Below are 14,785 nucleotides of genomic sequence, written 5' to 3' on the forward strand. Positions count from 1 at the left end.
CCGCCCTGTTGCGATAAAACAGCCAGCCACAAAGCTATTTTGCTTTTATAAAACTATCTTACTTTTATAAAACTATCTTGCCTTTATAAAACAACCTTTCTTTTATAAAACCATCTTTCTCTTACAAAACAATCTGCTACAAACAGCCTACGCCAGAAAACCGGCTACAAACCAAACAGGATGCCGAAGAACAGCACCATGCCAACATAATTGTTATTGTTGAATGCCCGGAAGCAGTCATCACGTTCACGCCCGGCAATCAGCCGTTGCTGATAAGCAAACAAGGCAGCCGCCACCAGCACCGACCAGTAGAAGATCTGGCTCAACCCCATCATCCTTCCTAGTGCCAGCATCGCTACCAGCGTCATCAGTTGCAGTACGCCGATAATCAAGGTGTCATGACGGCCAAACAAGATGGCGGTGGATTTTATCCCAATCTTGAGATCATCATCGCGATCCACCATCGCGTATTCGGTGTCATACGCGACGGTCCAACAAATGTAGGCAAAAAACATCAGCCAGCAGGCGGCAGGCAAGGATTCGCTAACGGCGGCATACGCCATCGGGATAGACCAGCCAAACGCCGCCCCTAAAACCAGCTGTGGCAGATGACTAACGCGTTTCATGAATGGATAGACCCACGCCAGCGCCAGCGCGGCAACCGATAGCCAGATGGTCATCGGGTTCATGGTCAGTACCAAACCAAACGCCAGCAATACCAGAACAACAAACAGCACCTTGGCTGAGTGTTCACTGACTAACCCGGCGGGTAACGGTCGTGCGGCGGTACGTTTGACGTGCCCATCGAAATGGCGATCGGCGTAGTCATTAATCACACACCCAGCGGCACGCATCAAAAATACCCCTGCCACAAACACCAGTAACGTCCAGAACGTCGGTGCGCCACGCCCTGCCAGCCATAATGCCCACAGCGTTGGCCATAACAGCAATAACGTGCCAATCGGCTTATTGATACGCATCAAACGGAAGTACGCACCCCAGCGTTCTGACGTTAACAATCTTTCCAACGCCTGATTCTCCTTTTGCATTCAGCCCTGATGGGCGTCGGGGAAATAAACGGGGGCATCCGGCAAAAATAGCTCGGTAATCAGCAACGGATTGCCCGACAAAAGCAAACGAGCACGCCGCACCCACAGCGCGCCACATCGACCAGTTTGAATCACATCGCGCGGCGGCGGCCCTTGCAGGAACAAATAACGCCCCAGTGGCGTATTACCAATCTGCGTCAGGTCAATATCAGCCTCTTCCAGCGTCTGCTCCGGTATCACAGTGCGGCCGAATAACCAGGGCTTGCCGTCACCTGACAGCGTAACCTCACGTAGCCAATAGCGCTCACTCAACGGCAACAACGCCGCTTCACCCGCCACCTCTGGCGACGAGACAAACTGCTCCTGCCTGACGTGTACCGTCAGGCGTAAGCAATGCCGTTCAAGACGGCGCGTCATAGACTCGTGGTAAACCAGCCAGTCCATCACCGACGCAGGTAATTCTTCAGGCGCGCACCACTCAACCGAGTGCAAGCTAGCCAACGCCTCATCAGACATCTCTTCCATTCCACCCGGTGTTTAATAAATAAAACGCGCTTATTGTAACGCAGAAGCGCATTGTAGCGAAGAAGCGTGCGCTGATAACAGGTTCCGAACCCCGCGTTAACGATTTGAACGATTTTCACACAAGTGGTAAGTGTCAGGATAGCTATCCGGCTCACAGCCTGTTGCAAATGCATGGCGCGGTGTCACGCATCATGTACGTTGTAAATAGATGCCTTGTAAACAGATGTGCTGTAAAGACGCCACGGGCGAGCACAACACACCAGAGCGCTGGCCCCATAAAAAAAACTACCCGGCCAAAGCCGGGTAGTTTCTTGTGCGACGGGTATCGTAGCGAAGATATCGCTGCGACGGCACGGCTGATTACATCATGCCGCCCATACCACCCATGCCGCCCATGCCACCAGCAGCACCTAAATCAGGCGCGTCGCCTTTCGGCAGCTCGGTCACCATACATTCGGTGGTGATCATCAGGCCCGCTACGGAAGCCGCGTACTGCAGAGCAGAACGGGTTACCTTGGTCGGATCCAGAATACCCATGTCGATCATGTTGCCATACTGCTCGGTGGCTGCGTTGTAACCGTAGTTGCCTTCACCCGCTTTCACGTTGTTAGCAACCACAGACGGCTCTTCACCGGCGTTGGAAACGATCTGGCGCAGCGGTGCTTCCATCGCACGCTGAGCAACTTTGATACCGACATTCTGCTCTTCGTTATCGCCTTTCAGGCCACTGATAGCAGTAGCAACGCGGATCAGCGCCACGCCGCCGCCAGCAACCACGCCTTCTTCAACGGCAGCACGGGTCGCGTGCAGCGCATCTTCAACACGGGCTTTCTTCTCTTTCATTTCGACTTCGGTCGCAGCACCGACTTTGATAACCGCAACACCGCCAGCCAGTTTAGCTACGCGCTCCTGCAGTTTTTCACGATCGTAGTCGGAAGTCGCTTCTTCGATCTGCTGGCGAATCTGGGTAACACGGCCCTGAATAGTGGCTTCGTCACCCACGCCATCAATGATGGTGGTGGTGTCTTTGTTGATAACCACACGTTTAGCCTGGCCCAGATCTTCCAGCGTCGCTTTTTCCAGCTCCAGACCGATTTCTTCAGAAATCACAGTACCGGCAGTCAGGGTAGCGATGTCCTGCAGCATAGCTTTACGACGGTCGCCGAAGCCCGGTGCTTTCACCGCAGCCACTTTCACGATACCGCGCATGGTGTTAACCACCAGCGTTGCCAGCGCTTCGCCTTCTACGTCTTCAGCGATGATCAGCAGCGGTTTGCCCGCTTTGGCAACAGCTTCCAGCACCGGCAGCATTTCGCGGATGTTGGAGATTTTTTTGTCAGCCAGCAGGATGAACGGGCTTTCCAGTTCAACAGAACCGGTTTCCGGCTTATTGATGAAGTACGGAGACAGGTAGCCGCGATCGAACTGCATACCTTCAACCACGTCCAGCTCGTCTTGCAGACCAGAGCCTTCTTCTACGGTAATCACGCCTTCTTTACCTACTTTTTCCATGGCTTCAGCAATCAGCTTGCCCACGGTCTCGTCGGAGTTGGCGGAGATGGTACCTACCTGAGCGATAGCTTTGGTATCAGCGCAAGGAACGGACAGTTTTTTCAGTTCTTCTACAGCAGCGATAACCGCTTTGTCGATACCGCGTTTCAGATCCATCGGGTTCATGCCCGCAGCAACGGCTTTCAGACCTTCGTTAACGATAGCCTGAGCCAGTACTGTCGCGGTGGTGGTGCCGTCGCCTGCTGCATCGTTAGCTTTAGAGGCAACTTCTTTCACCATCTGAGCGCCCATGTTTTCGAACTTGTCTTCCAGTTCGATTTCACGCGCAACGGACACGCCGTCTTTGGTGATAGTCGGCGAGCCGAAGGATTTGTCCAGTACTACGTTACGGCCTTTCGGGCCCAGCGTAACTTTTACTGCATCAGCCAGCACATTAACGCCACGCAACATTTTTACTCGAGCGTCATTACCGAATTTTACGTCTTTAGCTGCCATTGGTAGTTTCCCTTGAATTCGTTTCGTTCAGTTCACAGATGATTACGTAAGATTAGGCTTCAACAATCGCCAGAATGTCGCTTTCAGACATGATCAACACCTCTTCGTTGTCGATCTTCTCAGTCTTCACGCCATAGCCATCATTGAAAATGACGATATCGCCTACTTTTACGTCCAGCGGTTTCACTTCACCGTTTTCCAGGATGCGGCCATGGCCAACAGCCAGGACTTCACCACGGGTGGATTTACCCGCTGCAGAACCGGTCAGAACGATGCCGCCAGCAGATTTTGACTCAACTTCTTTGCGCTTGACGATTACACGGTCATGCAATGGACGAATTTTCATTGATAGCTCTCCTTTGAGAAAGTCCATATCAGCTTAGGTTAAATGCCGGATGCATCTGACATCCGGCCTTGTGGTGAACTAAGTGGGGACGTTTCACGACGCTTCAAGGGAGGAAAGAAATTTTTTTTGCATTAAATGAAATTTTTCTGCCAAACCCCGGCGACAAACGCGCCCGACGCCAGTCAACGCCCCACAGGGGTCAGATTTAACGCTGCGAGGAACCGCCCGGTGGGTTGTCGTTGTGATGATCGTTGTCGGATTGATCCAACCGCTCATGCTCATCTTTACGCTGAAACTCACCTTCAAACACATTGCCCTGACCACCGCGGTTATTCGGCCCGGGGCGCCCACCCCAGACTTGCAGATGCGGCATCAGTTTAAGCGTCAGGTGTTTTTGTATCGGCGGCAGCAGCAACAATAAGCCAAGAAAATCGGTGAAAAACCCCGGTACCACCAGCAGGAAACCGGCCAGGATCAACGACACGCTCTTAACCAGCTCAGCCGCCGGGCTTTCTCCCGCCTGCAGACGCTGCTGCATCAGCATAATGTTCTTCACTCCCTGGTTGCGCACCATGGAGATCCCAATGCAGGACGTCATCACGACCAACAGCAGCGTGACCGCAACGCCCAGCACATCGGCCACCCGAATAAAGATGGAGACTTCGATGTAAACGAACAGAAAAATCAGTAAAAGCGGTAACCAGCGCACCCCAAGCTCCTGTGGTTAATAGCTAACTCATTGATAAAAATGTTTACTCAACATCACGCGGTGATACAGAACACCTCGCGCTGTCATCATGATCAGGTATGAAGATACGACCAGTCGGCGTGGTACAGTACCTTATACTCGTACACGCCATTTACCCATTATTGGCGGGCGCTGATCAAGGAGATGGTAGTGCAGTCGCCTTTTTTCAACCACGTTGATGAGGTATCTAACTATTTCTTTATGAGGTCATGACCCTCATCACAGATCATGCGCCAGGAGATAAATGACTGCCCATATGTGATCCGGGCAACGGAAATTCGGTTAACCAACAGAATATCATAATAGCAACAGCAAGCATGGTGGTTAAACATTCTGCTGCTGTACTCCACGGTAAGACGATACACCCTATAAATTCTAATCGACAGAAGTATAAGAGAAGGCTCTCATGTCAGATAACATTCGTATTGAAGAAGATCTGTTAGGTACCAGAGAAGTTCCGGCTGATGCGTACTACGGCGTTCACACACTGCGTGCTATAGAAAACTTCTATATCAGCAACCAGAAAATCAGTGACGTGCCAGAATTTGTACGCGGCATGGTGATGGTGAAAAAAGCCGCTGCCATGGCCAACCGTGAACTCCAAACCATACCGCGCAAGATTGCCGACACCATCATCAAAGCCTGTGACGAAGTGCTGGTCAACGGCAAATGTCTGGATCAATTCCCAGTCGATGTTTTCCAAGGCGGCGCGGGTACATCCGTCAACATGAACACCAACGAAGTGCTAGCCAACATCGGTCTGGAACTGATGGGCCACAAAAAGGGGGAATACCAGTACCTGAACCCCAATGACCACGTCAACAAATGTCAGTCTACCAACGATGCCTACCCTACCGGTTTTCGTATCGCGGTATACACCAGCATTCTGAAACTGGTCGAAGCGGTCACCGTACTGGGCGACGGCTTTGAACAAAAAGCGAAAGCATTCGAAAACATCCTGAAAATGGGCCGTACCCAGTTGCAGGATGCGGTACCGATGACGCTGGGCCAGGAGTTCCATGCTTTCAACGTGCTGTTGAAAGAAGAGAACAAAAACCTGCTGCGCACCGCAGAACTGCTGCTGGAAGTGAACCTGGGCGCGACCGCTATCGGTACGCGTCTGAACACACCGGAAGGCTACCAGCAACTGGCGGTGCAGAAACTGGCCGAAGTCAGCAAACTGGCATGCGTACCGGCCGAAGACCTGATCGAAGCGACCTCTGACTGCGGTGCTTACGTCATGGTACACGGCGCGCTGAAACGCCTGGCGGTGAAACTGTCCAAGATCTGTAACGACCTGCGTCTGCTCTCTTCTGGTCCGCGTGCCGGTCTGAACGAAATCAATCTGCCGGAACTGCAGGCGGGCTCGTCCATTATGCCAGCCAAGGTCAACCCGGTTGTGCCGGAAGTCGTCAATCAGGTGTGCTTCAAAGTGATTGGCAACGACACCTGCGTCACCATGGCAGCCGAAGCCGGTCAGTTGCAGCTGAACGTGATGGAACCCGTAATCGGTCAGGCTATGTTCGAATCTACCCAGATTCTGACCAATGCCTGCTACAACCTGCTGGAAAAATGCGTCGAAGGCATCACCGCCAATAAAGACGTGTGCGAATCCTACGTGTTCAACTCTATCGGTATCGTCACCTACCTGAACCCGTTCATCGGTCACCACAACGGCGATATCGTCGGTAAGATTTGCGCCGAAACCGGTAAGAGCGTGCGTGAAGTGGTGCTGGAGCGCGGTCTGCTGACCGAAGCTGAGCTGGATGACATCTTCTCTGTACAGAACCTGATGCACCCGGCTTACAAAGCCAAGCGCTACACCGAAGACCAAGACGCGTCCTAATTCCGTACCGTCTTCTCTGTAAGGCACGTCAGTCCATTAGGGCTGCGTGCCTTTGTTCTATCCACTCTTTTTTCCGCGCCGCAAAGGGCCAACCTTTAGCTATAACCATAAGAAAAAGATATGGAAAGACGTTTTGCAATGTCACGGGCAACAAAATCAGAAGGAACATCAACATGCTTATTCTGGAACTATTTATAGTACTCCTCGCTATTTATCTGGGCGCCAGGCTCGGTGGCATCGGTATCGGTTTTGCCGGCGGGTTGGGCGTACTGGTTTTAACGCTAGGGCTTCACATTAAACCGGGTGCTATCCCGTTCGATGTCATCGAAATCATCATGGCGGTTATCGCCGCTATCGCTGCCATGCAGATAGCCGGTGGTATGGACTATCTGGTCAGTCTGGCGGAAAAACTGCTGCGCCGTCAGCCGCGTTACGTCACCTTTCTCGCTCCGCTGGTGACCTATTTCATGACGCTGCTGGCCGGTACCGGTCACACCGCGTTCTCTACGCTGCCAGTTATCGCTGAAGTGGCAAAAGAACAAGGCATCCGCCCGTCTCGTCCGCTGTCGATAGCGGTTGTCGCGTCACAAATCGCGATCACCGCCTCACCTATCTCTGCGGCGGTGGTTTTCGTCGCAGGCCTGCTCGAACCGAAAGGCGTGAGCTATCTGGCACTGCTTGGCATCTGCATCCCCAGTACGCTGATTGCCATTCTACTGACCGCTATCCTCACCAATTTCCTCGGCAAAGAGCTGAAAGATGATGAGATCTATCAGGAGCGTTTGCGCAAAGGCGAAGTCACACTGCGTGGTCACAGCCATCAGGAACTGAAACCTGGTGCCAAACTCTCCGTTGGACTGTTTCTTATCGGTATTATCGCTGTGGTGTTATACGCGACCGCTATCAGCGACACGGTTGGGCTGATTCAAAACCCGGTGCTGCCACGTAACGAAGCGATCGTCGTCTTCATGCTGACAATCGCCACGCTTATCTGCATCACCTGCCGCGTTGATACCGCGCAGATCCTCAGCGCCAGTACCTTTAAATCCGGTATGAGTGCTTGTGTGTGCGTCATGGGCGTAGCCTGGCTGGGCGACACATTCGTTAAAGCACACATCACCGATATTCAGAGCACAGCAGGCACACTGTTGCAGAGCCATCCGTGGATGCTGGCCGTCGTGCTGTTCTTCGCCGCGACGCTGCTCTATTCGCAGGCGGCTACCGCCAAGGCGCTGATGCCAGCGGCACTGATGTTGGGTGTGAGCCCGGTAACTGCCATCGCCTCGTTCGCTGCCGTATCAGCACTGTTCGTCCTGCCTACCTACCCCACACTGTTGGCGGCGGTAGAAATGGATGACACCGGTTCTACTCGCATCGGTAAATATGTATTCAACCATGCGTTTTTGATCCCCGGTGTGGTGGCGATTTCGTTGTCGGTCGCCTTCGGCTTTATCGTGGGTAACATGGTGCTGTAACCCTCCCTCCTTTCGTAAAGTTTTTTCGGATCGGCGTGCTGGCGCCGATCCAACCTTACGCTTCCCCACCTCACACGGTATAGTGTGTCCACCGTTACCGTTATCGAGGTCACGATGTCTGATTCCAGCGACACTCCGCTGTTAAACAGCGACCCGTTGTTAAATAATGAAGCGTTACCCAACAGTGCCGTGGTGGTATTGTGTACCGCCCCCGATGAGCACAGCGCCCGACAACTGGCCCAATCGGCGCTGCAAGCGCATCTGGCCGCCTGTGTCACCTTACTGCCCGGCGCAATCTCCCTCTACCATTGGGAAGGCAAACTGGAACAGCAGACGGAGATTCAACTGCTGCTTAAAAGCGACAGGGAACACCAGTCCGCCCTGCTGACTCACCTGAAACAACAGCATCCTTACCAGACACCAGAACTGCTGGTGCTGCCGGTCGAGGGTGGCGACAGCGACTATCTCTCATGGCTCAACGCATCCTTACGCTGACGCTCCTGTGCCTCAGCCTGTTTTTCAGCCCTCTGGCCCCGGCGCAAAACCCGTTCGGGCGCAGCGCCCAGTCTCAGTTTCTGACGGTCGACCAAGCCTTCGCACTGGATTTTCAACAGCATGGCGATCAACTGACCGTCAGTTGGCAGATTCACCCTGGCTACTACCTGTATCGCCAGCAAATCAAGCTGGATAGCACGCTTATCGCGCCACCGGGTGTGACGCTGCCACCAGGCGAATCACACCGTGATGAATTTTTTGGCGATGTTTCTATTTACCGCCAGTCGCTGACGCTCAACGTCCCCCTGCGTAATGTGCCGTCCGGTGCGGCGTTGAGCATCACCTATCAGGGCTGTGCCGACGCGGGCTTCTGCTACCCGCCGGAAACCCGTTCGATACCGCTGAGTGCAACAAACGCCAGTTCTACAAACGCTAGTTCGATAAACGCCAGTACGACACACACCGACACACCTGCAACGCCAGCCACCATCGTGCCGCAGCCAGACGCCACGCATACGCCGACGCTGCCGTTTTCGCCGTTGTGGGCGTTGTTGATTGGTATCGGCGTGGCGTTCACGCCTTGCGTATTGCCGATGTATCCGCTGCTCTCCGGGCTGATTCTCGGTCGCCAGCAACGTTTATCGACCGGTCGCACACTGCTGCTGACGCTGGTGTACGTGCAGGGCATGGCGTTGACCTACACCCTGCTCGGCCTGATCGTGGCCGCCGCCGGGCTGCGCTTTCAGGCTGCGTTGCAACACCCTTATGTGTTGACAGGCTTATCGGTCATGTTCGCGGCACTGGCGCTATCCATGTTCGGCGTCTATAGCCTGCAGTTGCCGTCATCGTTGCAGACACGCCTGACGCTGTGGAGCAACCGCCAGCAAAGCGGTTCCGTTGTCGGGGTATTCGCGATGGGTGCACTGGCTGGGTTGATTTGCTCGCCCTGCACCACCGCGCCGCTTAGCGCGCTGCTGCTATATATTGCGCAGAGTGGCAACCTGCTGGCGGGTGGCGGTTCACTGTATTTGTATGCACTGGGTATGGGCCTGCCGCTGATGGCGATTACCCTGTTCGGCAACCGGTTATTGCCCAAACGCGGCCCCTGGATGAATCACGTCAAAGAGGGGTTTGGGTTTGTCATTCTGGCATTACCGGTCTTCCTGCTGGGAAGGGTGCTGGGCGATACCTGGGAGTGGCGGCTGTGGGCGCTGCTCGGCGTGGCATTTTTCGGCTGGGCGTTTGCCCTTAGCCTGCGCAGTCATGCCGGTGTCATGCGCGTGGTACAGATTCTGCTGTTGCTGGGGGCGCTACTGGCAGCCCGGCCATTACAGGATTGGTTCTTCACACCGGTACAGGCAGAGCCAACCCACACCAGCCAGCTGAGTTTTACGCCGACCAATACGCTGGCGGAACTGACGAGCGCGCTGAATCACAACGATAACCGTATCACCATGCTTGATCTCTATGCCGACTGGTGCGTGGCCTGCAAGGAATTCGAGAAATACACCTTCCGTGATGCGGCCGTGCAGCAGTCACTGTCTACCATGCAGCGGCTACAGGCGAACGTCACCGCCAACAACGAAGCACAGCGAACGCTGCTAAAACAGTTAAACGTACTGGGGCTGCCGACGATTCTGTTTTTTGATGCCAGCGGCCAGGAAATTCCCGGCTCACGCGTCACTGGCTTCATGGATGCCGCCGCCTTTGCCGCACATTTGCAAACGCTAAAACGCTAACCCGAGCGATAGCGTGCCGTCGGCACTGGGCTTGAAAGATAGCGGGGATAAACCACACTGGTTAGTGACAGTGAACAAGCAGGAGAAGCATGATGCAACGCGAAGAAGTACTGGAACAGGCGCTGGCGTTACTGGAGCAGCGCGGATTCGCCGATACAACGCTGGAGATGCTGGCAGACCAACTGGGCGTTTCTCCCGCCGAACTCCTGCCCTTCTGGCCTGACCGCGAGGCGCTGTTGTATGACAGCCTGCGTTACCACAGCCAGCAAATCAGTATCTGGCGCAAGCAGGTGCAGTTGGATGAACACCTCAGCCCCGAGCAAAAGCTGTTGGAGCGCTACCAACGTTTACAGGATGCCGTCAGCCAGCACCGTTTTCCCGGTTGTCTGTTTATTGCGGCCTGCAGCGCCTATCCTGACCCTCTCCACCCTATCCATCAGATTGCCGAGCAACAAAAGCAGGCCTCGTACCAGTACACCAAAGCCCTGCTGGAAGAGCTGGAAACCGACGACACCGACATGGTGGCCCTACAACTGGAACTGATTCTGGAAGGCTGCCTGAGCAAGTTACTGGTAAAACGCCAGTTATCCGATGTCACCGTGGCAAAACGGCTGGCAGAAGACGTACTGCGGGTCGCCATGTGCCGTAAACACGGCGCGCTGGCGTAATGTTTTCACGCCCGACGTCCTCTGAAAGCATGGCATTGCGCCGGATGTTGTTGTTTATTTACGCAAAAACCGCATAAACGCTGAAAAAGCAGCCAAACCGTCAAAAAGTGGGTGAATTCACGTTGACGCAGACGCCTGAATCCGGTTTAATGCGCCCCGTTGCCCGGATAGCTCAGTCGGTAGAGCAGGGGATTGAAAATCCCCGTGTCCTTGGTTCGATTCCGAGTCCGGGCACCATATTTTTGTTTTGGGACGTGCCTATATGTCCGGGAACATAGAAAAATCAGTAATTTGATGAAAATCTGGAGTACCTCAAGGTACTGCCAGATTTTTTGACATCCGTAGTTTTTGGGGGCTTAATTGGGGGCCTGTCGGTTCGATAAACTACGGAGCCCCCGCCATGCCTCTGACTGATACCGCCATCCGCAACGCCAAGCCGCTCGATAAACCTTACAAACTCAGCGACGCGCAAGGTTTATACCTGCTAATCAAACCTAACGGTTCCAAGCTCTGGCATCTTAAGTACCGCTTCGGCGGCAAGGAGAAGAAGCTGGCGTTTGGCGCTTACCCGACGGTTTCGCTTGCCAGTGCCCGTAAACTGCGTGAAGAAGCCCGGACTATTCTCAGCGCAGGGGACGATCCCGGCGTAAAAAAACAGCACGACAAACAGGCGAAGAAAAACGGCAATACCTTTGAAGCCATCGCTCGTCAGTGGGTGGCCGCGAACATTCGCTGGAGTGAGGCACACGCCGCCAAAGTCCTGCGTTCACTGGAACTGCACGTTTTCCCGCTCATCGGCAATGTCCTTGTCACCGACCTGAAAACCGCCAACCTGCTGATCCCGCTGCGGGTAGCGGAGAAAAAGGGTTGTCTGGAAACGGCTGCACGGATACAGCAACGCACGACAGTCATCATGCGTTACGCCGTACAGGAAGGACTGATTGCCAGCAATCCGGCCAATGACCTCTGCGGCGCAATCACCCCGCCGCCAAAAAACCATTACCCTGCCCTGCCGTTAGAAAGGTTGCCGGAACTACTGGAAAGAATCGAAGGCTATTCCGGCAGACTGCTGACAAGATTGGCGGTACAGCTTAATTTGCTGATCTTTATCCGTTCGAGCGAATTACGTTTTGCCCGTTGGACGGAAATCGATCTGGATAACGCCATGTGGACACTTCCCGCACAGCGGGAGCCCATTACGGGTGTGCGTCACTCAGAGCGTGGTGCAAAAATGAAAACACCGCATCTGGTGCCGCTGTCAAAACAGGCGGTAACGGTACTGAAGCAGCTAAAACTACTATCCGGCAACGGGGATTTGCTCTTTCCGGGCGATCACGATGCGCGTAAACCAATGAGTGAGAACACCATCAACAAGGCGCTGCGAACGATGGGGTACGACACGCAGGCGGATATCTGCGGGCATGGCTTCCGCACGATAGCATGTAGCGCGTTGATTGAATCAGGTCGATGGTCAAAAGATGCCGTGGAGCGGCAGATGAGCCATCAGGAGCGCAACCACGTTCGCGCCGCCTATATTCACAAGGCGGAGCACCTCGACGAACGCACGCAGATGATGCAATGGTGGTCAGACTATCTCGATGTCTGCCAGCATCAATTCATCCCGGCTTATCGCTTTGAGAAGTCGATTAAGGTCGCCTGAGTCAGACGGATGCACCGATGGAATAAGCCGCTTCTGATCGAACAGAGGCGGCTTTCTTATTTCTCTACGCCGTTGTTGTATTAGGGCTGAGGCGGAGCGCAGCAGAGCGAGCACTGAACATCCCTGATACAACAGCGGGATTCTGTCACCATCGCAATGACCCGATTTTACAGGGACAAGCGATATGACAGACCGAGCTTGTATGGCTTTTTAATGGATGCGAACAGCAGAAATTAAAAAGTGGCGTGGAGCAAGAAAATTCCGTTTCGCAGAAAAGGTTAATTTGCGTCGCCGAACCCATCAGCAAACAGCCGCGCCCACGCGGCTTTTGCAGACCGGGGGGAGCCGCAAAAAATTTGCCGCCCCAGCGAGCAAATAGGCGCGCCCACGCGCCGGTTTTTGTGGGGGGCTTGCCCCGCACACCGTCGCCGCTAAGTCTCCGGCCACCAGCCGGTAGCGTGGCGCGACCAACCCATTTAAAGCGGCGTTTCCCGTTATTTCGCACCGAGCCAGCGAGGAAAAGAAATAACAGGCTAAAACGCGCGTCTTAAAGGGGTTGGTCGCGCGTAGCGCGCGACGGTGTGCCGCCGTTGACCTTGGGGGTTTTGGCGTGGCGTTCAGCCGCGACATTACCCCCATGAGCCAGGCAATAAGGGCGTCCAGCCCGCATGAACTGGCGCACGCCGTTTTGTGCCGGGAAATGTATTTTCCGGCACATGACTGCATTGCGGCCACCGCATTCGCCTCACGCTGTCGGCGCATCACATCGGCTCATACCGTGAGGCGAACTAATGAGGCAATCTCATGAGGCGAATAACAGACGAAGATGATGGAACCAATAATAGTGACACTCACTATCGCGACTCACTGAGAAATTTATCGATAAAAGTAAACTGCCGCGCTTCGCTTGCCTTCTCCCGAACCGTTACCGACCCAGGCCGATAACGGTTCGGGAGATCCTGTTTTACTTTAACGATTTTCTGACTTGAGGTAACGGGAAGGCCAGATTTCCGCAGGCGAAACACCAAGCGCTTCCGCAATCAGCTTTTCCCCTTTAGGCCAGTGTCTTGTTAGCGCATTTGCCAGCGTGGAAGACGCTAACCCCGCGTTACGCGAAACCGCCGCCAGTGTTGTTCCTCGCTTTCTTAACCCGGCGATGATATCAGCCGGGTGCCAGTCCTTATCAATCATCGCCATGATCCTTATTCTGTAGCCTCACATTAAACATCACTTGTTCAGAGAGTCTAAACAACCACGATGTTAAGTAATGCTAAACACTAAGTCAATCTATGATCATTGATGGTGTAATGAATGCTGCCAGCTCGTCTCAAAACTGCCCGACTACGGGCTGATCTCACTCAGGAAAAACTGGGAGTTCTTGCTGGCATCGAGGAAGAAACTGCACGTTCCCGCGTGTCTCAGTATGAAGGTGGGATACATCGTCCAACGTTTGAAATGGTGTGCGCATTTGCAAAGGTGCTTAATGTGCCGGAATGTTACTTTTATACGGTAAACGATGATTTTGCTGACATGATCCTGGAGCTTTACCTTAAACATCAGCGCCATTCCTGATGAATGCAAAATAAGTCCCCCTCCCTATTGTTCAGGAAGTCTAAGCAACCATCATGTAAAGTAGTGCTAAACATGCTATCAATATTCTTATTGATGGTGCCATTATGCTGCCCATTCGCCTTAAAACTGCCCGCCTACGAGCAAATCTCACTCAGGAAAAGCTAGGCGTACTGGCGGGTATTGAAGAAGCCACCGCACGATCACGCATATCCCAATATGAAAGCGGTATACATCGCCCAACATTTGAAATGATGTGCGCATTTGCTAAGGTGCTTAATGTGCCGGAGTGTTATTTTTATACGGTTGATGATGATTTTTCGGAAATAATTTTAAAATTACATAATGGTGAAATGGTTCAATGGAAAAAATAAATTAATCTATATAATGGTTTTGAAAATTAAACCAATAATATGGCAAATGATTGTTTTAACTACCACCTAAGAAACCAATCTTATTGGTGGTGGAACCGGACGGAGTTGGTCTTACCGGCCTTACTGGACACTGGCGCGTTTTGTGACGCCTCTGCCCGACCCACCATTGATATGTAGCCGGATGAACGACATAAAAAAGACGTCAAGCGCGTTATATGTCGCCAGTAAGGAATATCTTCAGGGGAAATAATCAGTATGTCGGAAGATCTCTAAAGATGAATGGG

At 53.3% G+C, this 14,785-nt stretch carries 14 protein-coding genes and 1 tRNA gene; 9 read left to right on the forward strand and 6 right to left on the reverse strand.

The window, feature by feature from the left end; genetic code table 11:
- Positions 1-164: 164 nt before the first annotated feature.
- The 5 genes from ubiA to LF929_RS17945 all read right to left on the reverse strand — a co-directional run bounded on the left by ubiA (position 165) and on the right by LF929_RS17945 (position 4,636).
- Positions 165-1,049 carry a 4-hydroxybenzoate octaprenyltransferase gene (gene ubiA, locus LF929_RS17925; RefSeq protein WP_050570638.1) on the reverse strand — a complete coding sequence of 295 codons (885 nt, stop codon included), beginning with the start codon at positions 1,047-1,049 and terminating at the stop codon, positions 165-167.
- Positions 1,050-1,565, reverse strand: coding sequence for a chorismate lyase (ubiC, locus tag LF929_RS17930; RefSeq protein WP_038903258.1), 516 nt, complete (start codon positions 1,563-1,565; stop codon positions 1,050-1,052).
- A 369-nt stretch (positions 1,566-1,934) separates the two neighbouring features.
- A complete protein-coding gene (groL, locus tag LF929_RS17935; RefSeq protein WP_019843759.1) occupies positions 1,935-3,581 on the reverse strand; it encodes a chaperonin GroEL in 1,647 nt (548 codons plus the stop codon).
- A gap of 52 nt (positions 3,582-3,633) precedes the next feature.
- Positions 3,634-3,927 carry a co-chaperone GroES gene (locus LF929_RS17940; protein WP_013316258.1) on the reverse strand — a complete coding sequence of 98 codons (294 nt, stop codon included), beginning with the start codon at positions 3,925-3,927 and terminating at the stop codon, positions 3,634-3,636.
- A gap of 205 nt (positions 3,928-4,132) precedes the next feature.
- The gene (locus LF929_RS17945) at positions 4,133-4,636 is read right to left on the reverse strand and encodes an FxsA family protein (protein WP_038903257.1); all 504 of its coding nucleotides are present in this window, start codon (positions 4,634-4,636) and stop codon (positions 4,133-4,135) included.
- 445 nt (positions 4,637-5,081) lie between these two features.
- Between LF929_RS17945 and aspA the strand changes: the two genes are divergently transcribed.
- From aspA to LF929_RS17980, 7 genes are all read left to right on the forward strand, one after another.
- Positions 5,082-6,521, forward strand: coding sequence for an aspartate ammonia-lyase (aspA, locus tag LF929_RS17950; protein WP_016943169.1), 1,440 nt, complete (start codon positions 5,082-5,084; stop codon positions 6,519-6,521).
- A 173-nt stretch (positions 6,522-6,694) separates the two neighbouring features.
- The gene (locus tag LF929_RS17955) at positions 6,695-7,996 is read left to right on the forward strand and encodes an anaerobic C4-dicarboxylate transporter (protein WP_226093200.1); all 1,302 of its coding nucleotides are present in this window, start codon (positions 6,695-6,697) and stop codon (positions 7,994-7,996) included.
- Between the two features lie 114 nt (positions 7,997-8,110).
- Positions 8,111-8,491 carry a divalent cation tolerance protein CutA gene (cutA, locus tag LF929_RS17960; RefSeq protein ID WP_226093201.1) on the forward strand — a complete coding sequence of 127 codons (381 nt, stop codon included), beginning with the start codon at positions 8,111-8,113 and terminating at the stop codon, positions 8,489-8,491.
- Positions 8,467-10,230, forward strand: coding sequence for a protein-disulfide reductase DsbD (locus tag LF929_RS17965; protein ID WP_226093202.1), 1,764 nt, complete (start codon positions 8,467-8,469; stop codon positions 10,228-10,230). The genes cutA and LF929_RS17965 overlap by 25 nt, the downstream gene beginning before the upstream one ends.
- Positions 10,231-10,322: 92 nt before the next feature.
- A complete protein-coding gene (locus LF929_RS17970) occupies positions 10,323-10,898 on the forward strand; it encodes a transcriptional regulator (protein WP_038903254.1) in 576 nt (191 codons plus the stop codon).
- 161 nt (positions 10,899-11,059) lie between these two features.
- A tRNA-Phe gene (locus tag LF929_RS17975) sits at positions 11,060-11,135 on the forward strand.
- A 163-nt stretch (positions 11,136-11,298) separates the two neighbouring features.
- A complete protein-coding gene (locus LF929_RS17980; RefSeq protein WP_024108196.1) occupies positions 11,299-12,558 on the forward strand; it encodes an integrase arm-type DNA-binding domain-containing protein in 1,260 nt (419 codons plus the stop codon).
- Between the two features lie 969 nt (positions 12,559-13,527).
- Here the strand turns inward: LF929_RS17980 and LF929_RS17985 are convergent.
- Entirely contained in the window at positions 13,528-13,749 is a 222-nt protein-coding gene (locus LF929_RS17985; protein WP_024108195.1) for a helix-turn-helix transcriptional regulator, read from the reverse strand.
- A gap of 120 nt (positions 13,750-13,869) precedes the next feature.
- On the opposite strand from LF929_RS17985, the gene LF929_RS17990 reads away from it, so the two are divergent.
- A complete protein-coding gene (locus tag LF929_RS17990) occupies positions 13,870-14,130 on the forward strand; it encodes a helix-turn-helix domain-containing protein (RefSeq protein ID WP_071603807.1) in 261 nt (86 codons plus the stop codon).
- 104 nt (positions 14,131-14,234) lie between these two features.
- On the forward strand, positions 14,235-14,501 hold the full coding sequence (locus LF929_RS17995) for a helix-turn-helix domain-containing protein (RefSeq protein ID WP_035044538.1): 267 nt from the start codon (positions 14,235-14,237) through the stop codon (positions 14,499-14,501).
- Positions 14,502-14,785: the final 284 nt, after the last annotated feature.

The sequence above is a fragment of the Dickeya oryzae genome (genome assembly GCF_020406815.2).
Lineage (GTDB): Bacteria > Pseudomonadota > Gammaproteobacteria > Enterobacterales > Enterobacteriaceae > Dickeya > Dickeya oryzae.

Bases quoted from the DNA above. Each gene is read 5' to 3' on its own strand.
- ubiA (WP_050570638.1), bottom strand. From the start codon at position 1,049: ATGCAAAAGGAGAATCAGGCGTTGGAAAGATTGTTAACGTCAGAACGC.
- ubiC (WP_038903258.1), bottom strand. From the start codon at position 1,565: ATGTCTGATGAGGCGTTGGCTAGCTTGCACTCGGTTGAGTGGTGCGCG.
- groL (WP_019843759.1), bottom strand. From the start codon at position 3,581: ATGGCAGCTAAAGACGTAAAATTCGGTAATGACGCTCGAGTAAAAATG.
- LF929_RS17940 (WP_013316258.1), bottom strand. From the start codon at position 3,927: ATGAAAATTCGTCCATTGCATGACCGTGTAATCGTCAAGCGCAAAGAA.
- aspA (WP_016943169.1), top strand. From the start codon at position 5,082: ATGTCAGATAACATTCGTATTGAAGAAGATCTGTTAGGTACCAGAGAA.
- LF929_RS17955 (WP_226093200.1), top strand. From the start codon at position 6,695: ATGCTTATTCTGGAACTATTTATAGTACTCCTCGCTATTTATCTGGGC.
- cutA (WP_226093201.1), top strand. From the start codon at position 8,111: ATGTCTGATTCCAGCGACACTCCGCTGTTAAACAGCGACCCGTTGTTA.
- LF929_RS17965 (WP_226093202.1), top strand. From the start codon at position 8,467: ATGGCTCAACGCATCCTTACGCTGACGCTCCTGTGCCTCAGCCTGTTT.
- LF929_RS17970 (WP_038903254.1), top strand. From the start codon at position 10,323: ATGCAACGCGAAGAAGTACTGGAACAGGCGCTGGCGTTACTGGAGCAG.
- LF929_RS17980 (WP_024108196.1), top strand. From the start codon at position 11,299: ATGCCTCTGACTGATACCGCCATCCGCAACGCCAAGCCGCTCGATAAA.
- LF929_RS17985 (WP_024108195.1), bottom strand. From the start codon at position 13,749: ATGATTGATAAGGACTGGCACCCGGCTGATATCATCGCCGGGTTAAGA.
- LF929_RS17990 (WP_071603807.1), top strand. From the start codon at position 13,870: ATGCTGCCAGCTCGTCTCAAAACTGCCCGACTACGGGCTGATCTCACT.
- LF929_RS17995 (WP_035044538.1), top strand. From the start codon at position 14,235: ATGCTGCCCATTCGCCTTAAAACTGCCCGCCTACGAGCAAATCTCACT.